Below are 15111 nucleotides of genomic sequence, written 5' to 3'. Positions count from 1 at the left end.
GATAGTGTCTTGCGGTATGCGAGTCGATGCGGTCTTCGAGAACGCGCGGGTGCTGACCGGGTCCGGGGAGGCCCCGGAGACCTCCGCGCTCGCCGTGCTGCACGGCCGGATCGTGGCCCTGGGCGACGAGGCCCGGGCGCTGGTGGCGCGGCGGCGGGTGGATCTCGCGGGCGCCACCGTGGTGCCCGGCTTCCACGACGCGCACAACCACCTGGCCTGGTTCGGCATCGGGCTGGACGACGTGCCGCTCGGGGCCGAGCACCGCAAGAGCGTCGAGGACGTCTACGACGCGATCGCCGAGCGGGCCCGGCACACGCCCCGCGGCGAGTGGATCGTCGGCAGCGGTTACGACCAGAACGAACTGGCCGGCGGGCATCCCACCCGGTACGGCCTGGACCGGGCGGCGCCGGACCACCCGGTGCGGATCAAGCACACCTCGGGGCACATGAGCGTGGTGAACTCGCGCGTGCTCGAGCAGCTCGACCTGGCCAACGTGCCGGTCGGCGGGGACGTGGTGCTCGGCGAGGACGGCTCGCCGACCGGGCTGCTGCGGGAACAGGCGCAGCTGCTGCTGCGCCCGCTGATCTACCCGACGCCGATGGAGACCGTGGTCCGCGGCATCGACCGCGCCACCGAGCGGTACCTGTCCGAGGGCATCACCAGCGTGCAGGAGGCCGGGATCGGCGGCGGGCTGGTCGGCCAGACGCCGGTGGAGCTGGCGGCCTACCAGGTCGCCCGCGAGCGCGGGCTGCTGCGGGTGCGCAGCACGGTGATGGTGTCGGCGAGCGAGTTGCACGACCTCGACCACGCCCCCGGCGACCCGATGACCTTCGGCCTGGATCTGGGCCTGCGCACCGGGCTCGGCGACGACTGGCTGCGCGTCGGCCCGATCAAGATCTTCGCGGACGGCTCGCTGATCGGGCGCACCTCCGCGATGCACGAAGACTTCCCCGGGGAACCTGGAAACAAGGGGTATTTCCAGGTCCCCGAGGAGGAGCTGGCGCGCACGATCCGGCGCGCGCACGCGTCCGGCTGGCAGATCGCCACGCACGCGATCGGGGACCGGGCGATCACCGTCGTGCTCGACGCGTACGCCGCGGCGCTCGCGGAGTTCCCGCGCGCCGACCACCGGCACCGGATCGAGCACTGCGCGGTGCTGCCGCCGCACGACCTGTCGCGGGTGGCCGAACTGGGCCTGATCCCGGTGCCGCAGGGGCGGTTCCTCAACGAGATCGGCGACGGCATGCGGGCCGCGCTCGGGCCGGAACGGGAGGACTGGTGTTACCGGCAGCGGAGTTTCCTGGCGGCGGGCTGCGTGCTGCCGGGCAGCTCGGACCGGCCGGTGGTGCAGGGCGCGCCGCTGCTGGGCATCGCGGACCTGGTGCGGCGGCGGACCGCGAGCGGGTACCTGCTCGGCCCGGACGAACGGATCACCGCGGCGCAGGCCGTGCACGCGTACACCCAGGGGTCGGCCTACGCCGCGTTCCGGGAGCGGGACCTCGGCACGCTGGAACCGGGGAAGCTCGCGGACTTCGTCGCCCTGTCGGCGGATCCGACCGACGAGCGCACCCTGGACGAGGCTCGCGTGCTGGCGACGGTGGTGGGCGGGAACGTGGCGTACGAGGCGCCGGGGAGTTAGGAGGCTTCTGGACATGCCGGTACGCGAAGCCGAGGCGGGCGACCTCGAGGAGATCTGCGCGCTGATCGAGGAGCACGCCCGCTACGAGGGCAACGACACGCTCGTCCTCGACCGCGCCGAGATGGCCAAGTACCTGTTCGGCCCGGATCCCAAGGCGTGGGTGCTGATCGCCGAGCCGCCGGAGCGGCCGGGGACGGTCGCCGGGTTCGCGTTCTGCACGTGGAGCTTCTCCACCTGGGAGGCCAAACCGGGCATCTGGCTGGACGATCTGTACATCCGCCCGGATCACCGCCGGCACGGCCTCGGCGGGGAGCTGCTGGCGGCCCTGCGGGCGCGGACGGACGGCCGCGTCGAATGGGATATGCAGGCCGGAAACGAGAAGGCCGAGGCGTTCTACCGCCAGCTGGGTGCGGAGCCGGTCCCCGATTGGACCAGGTACCGCTGGCGCCCGTGACTGCTCGGGTACGCACTACTGCATCGGATACCGCGGGAGCCGTATCGTAGGCACCATGCCGGACAGCGCCAACCGAAGGTCCTCCTCGATCGAGGACTACATCCGGGCGATCTACGGCCTGGTGGAGCGGGGCGAAGAGGTCACCAACACCTCACTGGCCACCCGGTTGGAGGTGAGCCCGTCCTCGGCGTCGGGCATGGTCACCAAGCTGTCGCAGCTGGGCCTGGTGACGCATGTGCCGTACCGGGGGATCGAGCTGACCGGGGAGGGGCGGCAGCTGGCCCGGGGCGTGCTCCGGCGGCACCGGCTGATCGAGACCTATCTGGTCAAGGAGCTGGGCTACACCTGGGACGAGGTGCACGCCGAGGCCGACTCGCTGGAGCACGCGGTGTCGGACCGGCTGGTCGAGCGGATCGCCGCGAAGCTGGGCAACCCGGTGCGCGATCCGCACGGCGACCCGATCCCGGCCGAGGACGGCAGTATCGAGGAGGAGCCGACGCGCATCCTCGACGAGCTGCAGCCGGGCGCGGTCGGCGAGATCGTCCGGGTCTGGGACACCGATCCGGAGCTGCTGCGGTACCTCACCGAGCACGCCATCGGGCTCGGCGAGCGGATCGAGGTCGTCGAGCGGCAGCCGTTCGGCGGGCCGATCGTGGTGAAGGTCGGCTCCCCGCCGGACGCGGCGACCCACGCCCTCGGCAAGGAGATCGCCCAAGCCCTCTCCGTCGCCCTCCGCTGACCCAGCAGACCGTGCACATTGCCGGTTAAGTGCGGCGCATTGGCCACCGAGGTATCGCACTTGGCCGGCAAAGTGCGAACCCGCTGACCACGTGCGCTCGGGAGCGTAGGGCGGGGTGTCGTCGCGGGACGGATGTCGCTACCGGGCGTCACGCGCAACATGGGGACCGGAAAGTCCCTGGAAGCGCGAGGAGTGCGTGATGACCGATCGAAAGTTCCGGTTCGGGATCGTGGGCGGGGCGCCCGATCTGGCCGCGTGGACGGGGCTGGCGCGGCGGGCCGAGGAACTCGGGTACGACACGCTGCTCTCCCCGGATCCGCAGGTGGACGTCGACCCGTTCACCTTGCTGTCCGCCGCCTTCGCGGTCACCAGCACGTTGCGCGTCGGCACGTTCGTGGCGGTGGACGCGTTGCGCGACCGCCGCCACCTGGCCTGGCAGGCGCGGTCGCTGCACAAGCTGTCCGGCGGCCGGTTCGAACTCGGGCTCGGCACCGGGCGGCCGGAAGCCGAGCGGCAGGCGGCCGCGCTCGGCCGCGAATTCGGCGGCGGGGCCCGGCGGCGCGCCGCACTGGCGGAGACGATCGCCCACCTCAAGGAGACCGGCGACCGGCCGCCGCTGCTGCTGGCCGCCGGCGGGCCGAAGATGCGGGAACTGGCCGCCCGGGAGGCGGACACGGTGACCATGGCGTGGCTGCCGCGCACCACCACCGAGGAGGCTGCGTCCATTGTGGACGATTTCCGGGCGGCGGCCGGGGAACGGTGGCCCGAGATCGAGCTGGCCGTCAACCTTCTGGCCTATGGCGACGAACCCGCACCGTGGCTCGAGCGCTTCATCGGGACGAGCGTCCCCGAACTCGCCGCGGCGCACGCGGTCACCGTGCTCACGGGCACTCCGCGTCAGGCGGCGGAAACGCTCCGCGAGTGGCGGGAGCGCCTCGGGATTTCCTACGTCACAGTAAATTCCGGCTATCTCGAGCAGTTCGCGCCGGTCGTCGAAGAACTACGCGGGACGTGAGCACAAAGCCCCTTCCCCTCGCCGGTTCCCCGGGAATACGCTCAGCGGTCCGAAGTCCTTGGGAGCCAACATGACCGGTCATCGAACGACCAGCATCGACCGGGGGGTGGCGGAACGGGAGGTCGGGCGTTTGCTCGAAACCGGCCCGTTTTCCGTGGCGTTGCGTGCCGCGATCCGGGCCAGGGGGCTTGGCCTGGAACGCATTCGCTATCGGATCTTGCGCCGGGGGGTGTCGATCAGCCTGGCCACGCTCAGTCATTGGCAATCCGGCCGGTGCCGCCCGGACCGGCCGGATTCGCTGGCGGCACTGGGGTGCCTGGAAGAAGTCCTGGAAGTGCCGCCGGGATCCTTGGTGCGGCTGCTCGATCTAGAGTGAACTCAGCGCGGTCCGCAAATGTTCGAGCGAGTCCGCGATCCACGGCAGCGCAACGGGATCCGGGCTGCGCAGGGCGGTCCAGCGCTGCTCGGCGGTCGCGCCGTAGAGCAGGCTGGTGGCCACCCGGAACCGCAGCGCGGCGGGGTCGTCGCCGAACTCCACCCCGGCGAGCACGCCGACGCCGTGCCGGTCCAGCAGGCGTCCGGCCAGTTCCGCGCCGGTGCGTACGCCGAGTTCGGCCCGCCGGGAGCCGAGGTCGGGGTAGAGGTAGAAGCCGCCCCGCGGCGCCCGGCAGGACGCGCCCGCGGCGAGGAATTCCGCGTGCACCGCGGTGGCCACCCGCCGGTGCAGGCGCGCGCTCGCGAGCACGTGCGCGCGCACCTCCTCCGGCTCGCGCAACGCGTACGCGGTGACCTCCTGCATCGGCCCGGGCAGCGCCGACCACACCTCGCTGGCCACGCCGATCAACTCCGCGCGCAGTTCCCCGGAGTTCTCCGGCAGCCGGGCGAGCCCGATCCGGTAACCGCCGAGCGCGAGGTGCTTGCTCAGGCCGGTGGTGATGATCGTGCGCTCGGGCAGTTCGAGCGCGGGGCTGTGCACCGGTTCGCCGTCGTGGCGCAGATCCCGGTAGATCTCGTCGGAGATGATCACGAGGCCGTGCCGGTCGGCGACCGCGCACACCTGTTTCACCAGCTCGGCGGATGCCGCGGTGCCGGTCGGGTTGTCCGGGGTCGTCAGGATCAGCACGCCCGGTTCGGCCCCCGCCCGGCGCGCGGCGGTGAGTTCGGCGTCCAGCAGCCCGGGATCCGGGATGCCCCCGGCCTCCTCGGGAATCGGCACGCCCAGCACCCGTTTGCCCGCCAGCGCCGCCTGCGCCGCGTAGCTGACCCAGGACGGCTTCGGCAGCACCAGGTCGCCCGGAAGCACGGTGAGCAACGCGAAGAGCAGCGCCTTGCTGCCCGGGGCGAGCAGGATCCGGGTCGGCGAGGTCGGCAGGTCCCGCCGCGCGAAGTAGCCCGCCGCGGCTTCCCGCGCGTCCGCGGTGCCCGCGACCGGCGGGTACTCGTTGCGCTCGGCCGCCGCCGCGAGCCGGGCGCGCACCTCGGGCAGGACCGGCAGTCCCGCTTCACCGAACCCCAGGTGGAGCACCTTTTCCCCGGCCGCGCGCCGGGCCTGGAGCCGTTCGTTGATGGCCAGCGTCGCCGAGTGCCGGATCATCTTCCACCCCATTGAATGCATGATCGCTTGCATCCAAATTATATGACGCAAGTATATTTGCCCACTATCGGGGCATGGCTACGCTGGAGTAGTGCGAGCGGTGGTCTTCGACGAGTTCGGCGCGCGACCCCGGATCCGGACGGTTCCGGACCCGGTGCCCGCCCCGGACGGGGTGGTCATCGAGGTCGAGGCCACCGGGCTGTGCCGCAGTGACTGGCATACCTGGCGCGGCCACGATCCGGCCGTCACCGTGCCGCACGTCGCCGGGCACGAACTGGCCGGGCGGATCGCGGCGCTCGGCGCGGAAGTGCGCGGCTGGCGGCTCGGCGACCGGGTCACCGTGCCGTTCGTCTGCGCCTGCGGGGCCTGCGCCGAATGCGCGAGCGGGAACCAGCAGATCTGCGAGCGCCAGTTCCAGCCCGGTGCGACGCACTGGGGCTCGTTCGCCGAACTGGTCGCGATCGAGCACGCCTCGGCGAATCTTGTTGCCCTGCCCGAAGAACTCGGCTCGGTCGAGGCCGCGGCGCTGGGCTGCCGCTTCGGCACCGCGTTCCGGGCGCTGCTGCGGCAAGGCGAGTTGAGCGCGGGCCAGTGGGTCGCCGTGCACGGCTGCGGCGGCGCGGGGCTCTCCGCGGTCATGCTGGCCGTCGCCGCGGGTGCGCGGGTCGTCGCGGTCGACCTCTCGCCCGGCGCCCTCGCGCTGGCCGCCCGGGCGGGCGCGGAGGTGACCGTGGACGCCCGGGAGATCGCCGACACCGCGGCCGAAGTCCGCGCGCGCACCGGCGGCGGCGCGCGGATTTCGCTCGACTGCGCCGGGAGCCCGGCGACGTGCGCGGCGTCGGTGGCGAGCCTGCGCAACCGGGGGCGGCACGTCCAGGTGGGCCTGATGCCGCCGGCGCAAGGTTTTTCCCCGATTCCCATGGACCGGGTGATCGCGGGTGAACTGCATATTCTGGGCAGTCACGGCATCCAGGCACACGAGTATCCGGAGATGTTGCGCATGATCCTCGCATCGCGGCTCGACCTCGGCCTGCTGGTGGGCAAGCGGATCGGACTCGACGACGTGCCGGACGCCCTGGCGGCGATGAACGATCCGGTGCCGCCGCACGCCGGAGTCACCGTCGCCGAGCCGGTGGTCTCGTAGCATGGGCGCGGTGAACGGGAAGCCGGGCGGCTCGGCTCCCTCGACCTACGGCGAGCTGTGCGAACTGCTGCGCGCCCGGTTGCCCAAACTCGCGGCCGGGCAGCGGCGGATCGCGAACCTGCTGCTGGCCGATCCCGAAGGAACCGCGTTCCGCAGCATTTCCGAGACCGCGCGGCTGGCCGAGGTGCACGAGTCCTCGCTGGTGCGGTTCGCCGGATCGTTCGGGCTCAACGGGTACCCGGCGCTGGTGGAGCTGTGCCGGTTGCAGCTCGCCGAGCAGGCGCAGCTGGTGCGCCGGTTCGAGCAGGCCAGCCGGCACGAGGGCCCGGGCGGGCTGCTCGCCGCGGTCGTCCAGCACGACCAGCAGAATCTCGCGCGCACCTTCGCCCGCATCGATCCGGCCGACTGGCAGGAGATGGTCAAGCTGCTCGCCGAAGCGGACAGCATCCACGTCATCGGCCTGCGCAAGTGCTTCACGGTCTCCTACCTGCTGAGCTACCTGCTGCACCTGGTGCGGCCGCGGGTGCGCCAGCTCGTCCCCGCCGCCGGGTTGCTGGTGGACGATCTGCGCGACCTGGTCGAGGGGGACGTCCTGGTGGCGGTCTCGATCCACCGGTACGCCGCGGACACCGTGCGCGCCCTCGCCCACGCGAAGCGGCGGGGCGTGCGCACGATCGCGTTGACCGACAACGCCGCCTCCCCGCTGGCCGAGGCCGATCTGACGCTCTACGTGGAAACCGCCGGGGTGACGATCATGCGCTCGCTCACCGCGTTCACCGCGCTGGCCCAGGCGCTCGCCACCGATGTCGCGCTGCACCTGGGCACCCGGAGCCGGTCGGAACTGCTCACCGACGAACGCCTGCTCGAGGAGTTCGAGGTCTACACCGAGGGCAACGGGCGCGAGGCTTGAGCTACCGCAGGCGCCGGGCGCGGAGCACGGTGTCGCGGGTGTGGTGGGTGCCCGCCGGGGCGGGGGCGGTGCGCGGACGGGTTTCGTCGACCTCGACCACCCAGTCGTCGCCGAGGAGCCCGGCGACCTCGTGGGGTTCGTAGTAATCGCTCGGGTCGACGCCGAGTTCCTCCCGCGGCGGCAGTTCGGCGAGGTCGTGGCTGACGAACAGGAGCGTGCCGCCCGGGGCGACCGCGGCCAGCAGGCGGCGCAGCGCGGTGTGGCCCGGCCGACGCGGGAGCGGGAAGTACTGGACCGACACCAGATCGAACGCGCCCGCCGGTGGGGCCGTGGCGGTCAGATCGGCGCGGGTCCACGCCACCGCCTCGGTGCCGCCCGCGGCGCGGGCGGCGCGCTCCAGCGCGTCCCGGGAGATGTCGACCGCGGTGACGTGCCAGCCGTGCCGGGCCAGCCACAGCGCGTCGCCACCTTCGCCGCAGCCCACGTCCAGCGCCTGCCCCGGCGGCAGGCCGGTCACCTCGGTGACCAGCACGCCGTTCGGTTCGCCGCTGAAGAGTTGGTCGGTGCCGCCGTACCGGTCGTCCCAGAACTTCTCGTCCATACCTCCAAGGTGCGCCGCACGGGCGTAGGTTGACAAGGTTCTTTGCCGGAACAGCAAAAGTCTCTTGTGGACTATTGGAGGAGCGCGCGGCACTGGGCGGCGAACGTCCGCGCGCGGCGGGTGGGCCGCAGCGATTTCGCGGTGACCAGGCCGACCCGGATCGACGGGATGTCGTCGGCGATCTCCAGCGCGCGCACCTCGCCGCCGTCGTAGGTGACCGGGGTGGCGACCCGCTGGTTCAGGATGGTGAACCCCATTCCGGCGGCGACCAGCGCGCGCATGCCCTCGAAGCTGGTGGTGCGCACGACGTCCGGGATCCCGGGCAGCACGTCCCGCAGGATGGCCCGCACGAAGTCGCCGGGTTCGGGCAGGTCGAGCAGGACCAGCGGCCGTTTCGCGAGTTCGGCGATCGACGCGGCCCCGGCCCCGGCGAGCGGATCGTCCGCCGCGACCAGCGCGTACGGCCGGAGCTCGACCAGCGGTTCGAAGCGCAGATCGTCGGTCAGCCCGATGTCGTAGCTCAGCGCCAGCTCGCAGACCCCTTCGCGCAGATCGGTGACCAGCGGCCCGGTGTCCGCCTCGTGCACCCGCACCGCGAGGTCGGGATGCCGTTCGCGCAGGGCGCGCAGCACCGGCGGGATGAGGAACGGGACCAGGGTGATGAAGCAGCCGACCTCCAGCGTGCCGCCGATCTCGTCCTGCAGGCGGCGGCTGTCGCCGACCAGGTCCTCGGCCTGGCGGAGCACGGCGCGGGCGTCGGCGAGCAGCTGCCGCCCGGCCGGGGTCAGCGTGACGCCCTTCGCGTGGTGGCGCACGAAGAGCTGGCAGCCGAGGTGCCGTTCCAGCCGGATGATCGCCGAGGACAGCGCGGACTGGGTGGTGTGCAGGCGCTCGGCGGCCTCGGAAATCGTGCGGGCCTCGGCCGTCGCGACGAAGTACTCCAGCTGCACCAGGCTGAAGCCGGTCCGCCCCGCACGCGTCATCCGGGCGATTGTATCGCGCGACGCGATGCAGTCCAGCGACAAGTCGTGTTTGCGCGGGGATTGGTCCGTACCAGACACTGCCTGGAGTGGAGAGCGCGCCGAAGGTGAAGCTGCGCCCGGCCGGGGATCCGGAACTGCGCTCGGGTTTCCTGGCGGGAATGGCCCGGATGACGTCGGCGGTGACCGTGGTGACCACCGACGGCTCGGCGGGGCGGTTCGGCCAGACGGTCAGCGCGGTCACCTCGGTGTGCGCCGATCCGCCGGTGCTGCTGGCCTGCCTCTACCGGGACACCCCGGTCGCGCAGGCCGTCCGCGTCAACGGGTGCTTCGCGGTGAACTTGCTGTCCCCGGAGCACCTCGGCCTCGCGGAGAGCTTCGCCGGGCGCACCCCCGTTCCGGCCCGGTACCGCTTCGACGACGACTGGCGGGCGTTGCGCACCGGGAGCCCGATCCGCCACGACGTCCCGGCGGCGTTCGACTGCCAGGTCGCGGACGTCACGGCGGTGGGCACGCATCTCGTCGTTTACGGACAGGTCGTCGCGGTGCTTTCCGGGGAACAACCCGATCTCGCCTATCGCAACCGCGGCTATGTCCTCGCAGACAGGAGCTTGGTGTGAAGCAGTGCCTGACCGATCGGCAGCGCGAATTCGTGGCGATGGCCGCCGAACTGGCGGACCGGTTCGCCGAGCGGGCCGGTGACCACGACCGGGACAACGACTTCCCGCACGAGAACTACAAGGAAATGCGCGAGGCGGGTTTCCTGCGCATTTCCCTGCCCGAGGAGTTCGGCGGCGCGGGCGCGGGCATGGCGGAGATCCTGCCCGCGATCGAGCGGCTCGCGATGGGGGACGGCGCGACCGCGCTCGCGGTGACCATGCACATCTCGCCGCTGGGCCAGTGGTCCGCGGTCTGGCGGCGCACCGGGGATCCGAAGCTGGAGGGGTTCCTGCGCCTGGCCGCCGAGGACAAGCTCGTCTGGGCCGCGGTGACCAGCGAGATCGGCACCCCGAACCTGATGACCGACGCACGCACCACCGCGACCAAGGTCGACGGCGGCTACCTGCTCAACGGCCGCAAGAACTTCGGCACCAACACCGCGGTCGCCACGCACTGCTCGACGACCGCGCGCTACGAGGATCCCGAACTCGGTCCGCGGCTGATGCTGTTCCGGGTGGCGCTCGACGACGCCGCGGTCACCATCCACCAGACCTGGGACATGATGGGCATGCGGGCCACCCAGAGCAACGACGTCGAGTACTCCGACCTGTTCGTCCCGGACGACGCCCTGGTGCACAGCCTGCCGATCGGGCACCTCGATTCCCGGGTCGCGGAAACCGTGTTCGCCTGGGCGATGCCCGCGTTCGGCGCGGTGTACACCGGGGTCGCCGCGGGTGCGCTGGACTGGGCCACCCGGCAGGTGGTCCGCCGGGGCACCGCGAGTTCGGCGCGGGTGCAGGACACCATCGCCGAATGCGAGATCCTGCTCGAATCGTCCCGCGCGATGCTGCACCGGCACGCGGACGAGTTCGGCGCGGGCCGCGTGTTCACCGAACTGACCGTGCAGGAAGCGCTTTCGCGGTGCGCGCTGGTCAAATACGTGTGCACGAACAACGCGACCCAGATCTTCACGAAACTCGTGGACGCGGTCGGCGGCGCGTCCTACGTCCGCAAGCTGCCGTTCGAGCGGATGTGGCGGGACGTGCAGGCGGGCGCGTTCATGCCGTTCGCCAACTACGCGGCGCGGGAGCTGATCGGCGCGACCGCGCTGGGCATCGAACTCGCGCCGGTACACCAGGACCAGAGGGGATCAGCGAAGTGACTGTGGCGGACACCTACCGGAACACCGGGGACGGCAGGCTGCGCGTGCTGTTCTGCATCGGCGTGCGGGACCCGTTCTTCGCGGCCGACGAGGCCGAGCGCAGGGACGTGTTCACGGCGACCAAGGGCGCGTTCGCCGATTTGCGCGGACGGTTCGGCGTCGAGGTCCTGGGCACCCTCGACGACGACGAACTGGTGGTCGGCCCCGCCGACGGTTACCCGTGGACCGCGTACATCCTGGCCGACGTGCCGGACTACCGGACCGTGACCCAGGTGTGCGACATCGTCCGCGGCACCGAGCTGCCGGGCGGGAAGCTCTGGCGGTACCTGAAAATCGAGGCGCGCATCGGCCGCCCGCTGTTCTTCGGGAACGAGTGATGGCCGATTCGAAGGTCGCCCTGGTCACCGGGGCCGGGCGGGGCATCGGCGCGGCGATCGCGCGCGAACTGCACGGCCGCGGCACGCGGGTCGCGTTGCTGGACCGGGACGACGCGTCCGGTTTCGCCGCCGAGCTGGACGCTTCCGGGGAGACGGCGTTCGCGGTCACCGCGGACGTCCGTGCGCCGGAGGAGCTGCGCTCGGCGGTGCACGAGATCGCCGAACGCTGGCACTCGCCGGACATCCTGGTGAACAACGCGGCCCGGACCGCGCAGAAATCGGTGTGGGACATCGAGTGCGACGAGTGGGACGCGGTGCTGGAGACCAATCTGCGCAGCGTGTTCGCCGCCATCCGGCTGTGCGCGCCGGCGATGCGCGAGCGCGGCTGGGGCCGGATCGTGAACCTGGCCTCGCTCGCCGGGCAGCAGGGCGGCCTCGTCGCCGGGGCGCACTACGCGTCCTCGAAGGCCGGGATCCTGGTGCTGACCAAGATCTTCGCGCGCGAACTCGCCCCGTACGACGTCACCGTCAACGCGGTGGCGCCGGGCCCGGTCCGCACCCCGGTCATGGACGACATGGACGCCGGGGAACTGCGGCGCGCGATGTCCGCGATCCCGGTCGGCCGGTTCGGGCGCCCCGAGGAGGTCGCCGCGATCGTCGGCCACCTGTGCGGGGACGAAGCCGGATTCATCACCGGGTCCACAGTGGACATCAACGGCGGAGTCTTCATGCGCTAGTTGCGTTTCACGCAAGAGTGAGTTGCCGAGATTGCACTGGAGTTAATCGGTACCTTCGCCCACTCTGGACTTATGACCGAAACGACGAACCAGCCCGGTGACCTGCTCGCGGTGGTCAGCCAGAGCGGGCCCACCGTGACCTTCTTCGACGCCGTCACCCACGAGAAGCTCGACGTGCTCGAGGTCCCGCCCGAGCCGCACGAGCTCTGCTTCGACCCGGACCGGCGGGTGCTGTACTGCGTCAGCACCTACCATTCCGGCTACTACCACGACAACACCGGCCGCGCCCGCGAGCTCACCGTGATCGACGTGGCCACCCGCGAGGTCGCCGAGGTGATCGACCTCGGCCCCGAACACGGACCGCACGGCCTCGCGCTCGACCGCGCGCGGAACCGGCTCTACGTCAGCGTCGAGGCCAACGAAACCGAACCGGGCGGGGTGCTGGTCCTGGACACCGAACGCCGCGCCCCGATCGACCGGATCCCGACCGGGGCGCCCGGGCCGCACTGGTTCGCCATCACGCCCGACGGGCGCCGCGGGTACGCCACCAACAAGGAAGCGCCGTTCGTCTCGGTGGTGGATCTGGAAACCGGCACGATGACCGGCCGGATCGACGTGCCCGGCAGCGAGGGGCTCGACGTCTCGCCGGACGGCCGGTACGTGTACGTCGCCGCGCCGAAGGGAGATTTCGGCGGCGTTCCCGCGGCGCAGCCCGGCATCCGGGTGATCGAGGTGGCGACCGGGGAGATCGTCGGGCTCCTGCCGACCGAGCACGTCGTGTTCCCGGTGCACGTCACCGGCACCGGCCTGATCCTCGCGGGCGAACTGAGCATGGCGGGCGACGGCTCCGCGCTCGGCGAGCACGCGGACGGCGCGTTGCACGTCTACGCCCCGGAAACGCATCGGCACCTCGGCCGGGTGGCGGTCGGCCGGTTCCCGTTGACCATCACGTCCTCGCCGGACGGGCGGTTCGGATACGTCGCCAACGTCGACTCCTCCACGGTGTCCGTCGTGGATCTGACCCGACTCGAACCGGTGGCCGTCCTCGAGGTGGCACGAAGCGGTGAACCCGGCGCGCACGGCCTGGCGTATCTGCGCGCCGGGGACCTCGCCTGAGTAGAGTCAAAAGTCCTGGTCGCCCGGGTTCTGTGTACCTTTCGCCCGGCCAGGTCCGGGGCGCTACGGTCGTGGTCGATGGTGCGTGAGCGGTGAGGCGGACTCGCGGTGGACGGTGATCGGACAACCCAGGTCTGGGCTTCGATCGTCGACTGCGCCGCGCGCGAAGCCGTTCCCCTGTCCATCCGCCACGTCTGCCTCGCGTGCGCGAAGGCGATCTCCGCGAGCGGTGCCGGTGTTGTACTTCTGAGTAGCCTTGATACGCACGAACCGGTGCACGCCACCGACGTGCGCAGCGAGGAGTTGGAGGACTTGCAGGCCGCGGTAGGGGAAGGGCCGGGCGTCGACACCCTGTCGGCCGGAGCGCCGACCCTGGTCGACGACCTGGCGTCCCGGGACAGCCGGTCGCGGTGGCCGGTGTTCGCGGCCGAAGCGTGCCGGCTGGGGGTGCGGGGAATGTTCTCGTTACCGGTGGGCGCCGGTGCGATCCAGGTCGGCGTGCTCGACCTGTACCGCGACGGGGTGGGCGGGCTGACCGCCGGCGAACTGGCCGACGCCCTGGTCTACGTCGATGCGTTGCTGCTGCTCGCGCTGAACGGCCAGGCCGGGACCGAAGCGGCGGAGGGCATCCTCGCGGACGAATCGATGTTGCGCCGGGCGGAGGTGCACCAGGCGGCCGGCATGGTCTCGGTGCAGCTCGGCGTTCCGGTGGCCGATGCGCTCGTCCGCCTGCGCGCCTACGCCTACGCGCGCGATCTCCGCGTGGCGGAGGTCGCGCGCGCGGTGGTGCGGCGGACGCTGCGCTTCAGCCCGGACGGGGATCCCCCCGCCCCGGAGCAGGATCAGGGAGGAATGTCATGACCGGGTTGGATCGGCAGATCGCGCAGGCTTTCGTCGAATTGACCGACACCATCGTCACCGACTTCGACCTGATCGACTTCCTGCACCAGATCACCCTGCGCTGCACCGAGGTCCTCGCGGTCGACGCCGCCGGCCTGCTGCTGGCCGACCACCACGGCGCGCTGAACGTGGTCGCCGCGTCCAGCGAACAGGCCCGGCTGGCGGAACTTTTCCAGTTGCAGAACGACGAGGGCCCGAGCCTGGACTGCTTCCGCGCGGGGGAAGCGGTGCACGGCGCCGATCTGACCGTCGCCGCGGCGCGCTGGCCCCGGTTCGTGCCCGCCGCGATGGCCGCCGGGTTCGGCGCGGCGCACGCCCTGCCGCTGCGGCTGCGGGACGAGATCATCGGCGTGGTCAACCTGTTCTCGGCGGATTCCGGTGAACTGGACCGCGAACTGGCCGACGTGGGCCAGGCCCTGGCCGATGTGGCCACGATCGGCATCCTCGCCGAACGCGCCACCCGCCGGCGCGAGATGCTCTCCGAACAGCTGCAGGCCGCGCTGAACAGCCGGATCGTCGTGGAGCAGGCGAAGGGCGTGCTCGCCGAACGGTTCGGGGTCGGGGTGGCCGAGGCGTTCGATTCGATGCGCGGGTTCGCGCGGGACCACGGCCGCAAACTCCTGGTGGTGGCCCGGGCGGTGGTGGACAACGATCCCAGCGTGTCGGCGATGGACCCCCGTTCGATCAACCGGGAGTGACCGCCCCGAGCGCCCGCGCCACCGCGTCCCGGACCGCGGCTTCGCCGGGCGCGGGCAGCCCCTGCTCCTCGGCGACCTCCCGCAGCGAGGTCGTCCGGACATCGGACATGCCGCACGCGACGAAGTGGTCGAAGGCGCTCAGGTCGGGGTCGATGTTGAGGGAGAACCCGTGGCTGGTGACGCCGCGGCGGATCCGCATGCCGATGGCCGCCAGCTTGCGGTGGTCCGGGGTCCACACCCCGACCAGGCTGGACGACTTCGGCGGGGTGTCCCGGCGCACGGTGGAGCACGGTCCGCAGCGGCCGCCCGTGCCCGTCCAGCCGGGGCAGCTCCTCCGGCGGGGTGCGGTGGCTGTAGGTGACCACCGGCGGATGACTCAGCAGGA

At 71.7% G+C, this 15111-nt stretch carries 18 protein-coding genes; 14 read left to right on the top strand and 4 right to left on the bottom strand.

All coding sequences use genetic code 11. The annotated features are described in order from the left end of the window. The first annotated feature begins 16 nt into the window (after positions 1-16). The 5 genes from FXO23_RS06160 to FXO23_RS06140 all read left to right on the top strand — a co-directional run bounded on the left by FXO23_RS06160 (position 17) and on the right by FXO23_RS06140 (position 4223). Positions 17-1639 carry an amidohydrolase gene (locus FXO23_RS06160; RefSeq protein ID WP_158881712.1) on the top strand — a complete coding sequence of 541 codons (1623 nt, stop codon included), beginning with the start codon at positions 17-19 and terminating at the stop codon, positions 1637-1639. A 13-nt stretch (positions 1640-1652) separates the two neighbouring features. Next, positions 1653-2093, top strand: a complete 441-nt coding sequence (locus tag FXO23_RS06155; protein WP_158881710.1) for a GNAT family N-acetyltransferase — start codon at positions 1653-1655, stop codon at positions 2091-2093. A gap of 55 nt (positions 2094-2148) precedes the next feature. Next, on the top strand, positions 2149-2832 hold the full coding sequence (locus FXO23_RS06150) for a metal-dependent transcriptional regulator (RefSeq protein ID WP_158881708.1): 684 nt from the start codon (positions 2149-2151) through the stop codon (positions 2830-2832). A 199-nt stretch (positions 2833-3031) separates the two neighbouring features. Continuing rightward, on the top strand, positions 3032-3847 hold the full coding sequence (locus FXO23_RS06145) for an LLM class flavin-dependent oxidoreductase (protein WP_158881706.1): 816 nt from the start codon (positions 3032-3034) through the stop codon (positions 3845-3847). 70 nt (positions 3848-3917) lie between these two features. Beyond that, positions 3918-4223 carry a transcriptional regulator gene (locus FXO23_RS06140; protein ID WP_158881704.1) on the top strand — a complete coding sequence of 102 codons (306 nt, stop codon included), beginning with the start codon at positions 3918-3920 and terminating at the stop codon, positions 4221-4223. On the opposite strand, the gene FXO23_RS06135 is transcribed toward FXO23_RS06140, so the two are convergent. Beyond that, complete coding sequence (locus FXO23_RS06135) at positions 4215-5453, bottom strand: pyridoxal phosphate-dependent aminotransferase (protein ID WP_246256979.1); 1239 nt, start codon at positions 5451-5453, stop codon at positions 4215-4217. The genes FXO23_RS06140 and FXO23_RS06135 overlap by 9 nt on opposite strands. A 79-nt stretch (positions 5454-5532) precedes the next feature. Here FXO23_RS06135 and FXO23_RS06130 point away from each other — a divergent pair, with 79 nt between their 5' ends. Both FXO23_RS06130 and FXO23_RS06125 read left to right on the top strand, forming a co-directional pair. Then, positions 5533-6585: a zinc-binding dehydrogenase gene (locus FXO23_RS06130; RefSeq protein WP_158881702.1), complete on the top strand. Its 1053-nt coding sequence runs from the start codon at positions 5533-5535 to the stop codon at positions 6583-6585. A 10-nt stretch (positions 6586-6595) separates the two neighbouring features. Beyond that, the gene (locus FXO23_RS06125) at positions 6596-7495 is read left to right on the top strand and encodes a MurR/RpiR family transcriptional regulator (protein ID WP_246256977.1); all 900 of its coding nucleotides are present in this window, start codon (positions 6596-6598) and stop codon (positions 7493-7495) included. 1 nt (position 7496) lies between these two features. Here FXO23_RS06125 and FXO23_RS06120 read toward each other — a convergent pair whose 3' ends face one another. Beyond that, positions 7497-8096 carry a class I SAM-dependent methyltransferase gene (locus tag FXO23_RS06120; RefSeq protein ID WP_158881698.1) on the bottom strand — a complete coding sequence of 200 codons (600 nt, stop codon included), beginning with the start codon at positions 8094-8096 and terminating at the stop codon, positions 7497-7499. A 71-nt stretch (positions 8097-8167) separates the two neighbouring features. After that, complete coding sequence (locus FXO23_RS06115; protein ID WP_158881696.1) at positions 8168-9079, bottom strand: LysR substrate-binding domain-containing protein; 912 nt, start codon at positions 9077-9079, stop codon at positions 8168-8170. Positions 9080-9165: 86 nt separating this feature from the next. Between FXO23_RS06115 and FXO23_RS06110 the strand changes: the two genes are divergently transcribed. The 7 genes from FXO23_RS06110 to FXO23_RS06080 all read left to right on the top strand — a co-directional run bounded on the left by FXO23_RS06110 (position 9166) and on the right by FXO23_RS06080 (position 14726). Next, on the top strand, positions 9166-9696 hold the full coding sequence (locus FXO23_RS06110) for a flavin reductase family protein (protein WP_158881694.1): 531 nt from the start codon (positions 9166-9168) through the stop codon (positions 9694-9696). Next, a complete protein-coding gene (locus FXO23_RS06105) occupies positions 9693-10898 on the top strand; it encodes an acyl-CoA dehydrogenase family protein (protein WP_158881692.1) in 1206 nt (401 codons plus the stop codon). Before FXO23_RS06110 ends, FXO23_RS06105 begins: the two co-directional genes overlap by 4 nt. Beyond that, positions 10895-11275, top strand: a complete 381-nt coding sequence (locus FXO23_RS06100) for a hypothetical protein (RefSeq protein ID WP_246256971.1) — start codon at positions 10895-10897, stop codon at positions 11273-11275. The genes FXO23_RS06105 and FXO23_RS06100 overlap by 4 nt, the downstream gene beginning before the upstream one ends. Next, entirely contained in the window at positions 11275-12012 is a 738-nt protein-coding gene (locus FXO23_RS06095) for an SDR family NAD(P)-dependent oxidoreductase (RefSeq protein ID WP_158881690.1), read from the top strand. The genes FXO23_RS06100 and FXO23_RS06095 overlap by 1 nt, the downstream gene beginning before the upstream one ends. A gap of 72 nt (positions 12013-12084) precedes the next feature. Continuing rightward, positions 12085-13128, top strand: a complete 1044-nt coding sequence (locus FXO23_RS06090) for a YncE family protein (protein WP_158881688.1) — start codon at positions 12085-12087, stop codon at positions 13126-13128. A gap of 273 nt (positions 13129-13401) precedes the next feature. Beyond that, the gene (locus FXO23_RS06085; RefSeq protein ID WP_158881686.1) at positions 13402-13989 is read left to right on the top strand and encodes an ANTAR domain-containing protein; all 588 of its coding nucleotides are present in this window, start codon (positions 13402-13404) and stop codon (positions 13987-13989) included. Further along, entirely contained in the window at positions 13986-14726 is a 741-nt protein-coding gene (locus tag FXO23_RS06080; RefSeq protein ID WP_218951909.1) for a GAF and ANTAR domain-containing protein, read from the top strand. The genes FXO23_RS06085 and FXO23_RS06080 overlap by 4 nt, the downstream gene beginning before the upstream one ends. On the opposite strand, the gene FXO23_RS52645 is transcribed toward FXO23_RS06080, so the two are convergent. Then, a complete protein-coding gene (locus FXO23_RS52645) occupies positions 14713-15006 on the bottom strand; it encodes a lipoyl protein ligase domain-containing protein (protein WP_218951908.1) in 294 nt (97 codons plus the stop codon). The two genes, FXO23_RS06080 and FXO23_RS52645, sit on opposite strands and share 14 nt — an antisense overlap. Positions 15007-15111: the final 105 nt, after the last annotated feature.

Origin of the sequence: Amycolatopsis anabasis (assembly GCF_009765355.1) — a bacterium.
Classification (GTDB): Bacteria; Actinomycetota; Actinomycetes; order Mycobacteriales; family Pseudonocardiaceae; genus Amycolatopsis; species Amycolatopsis anabasis.
Note: the sequence above shows the minus strand (reverse complement) of the source record. Positions and strands in the feature narration are given on the sequence as shown.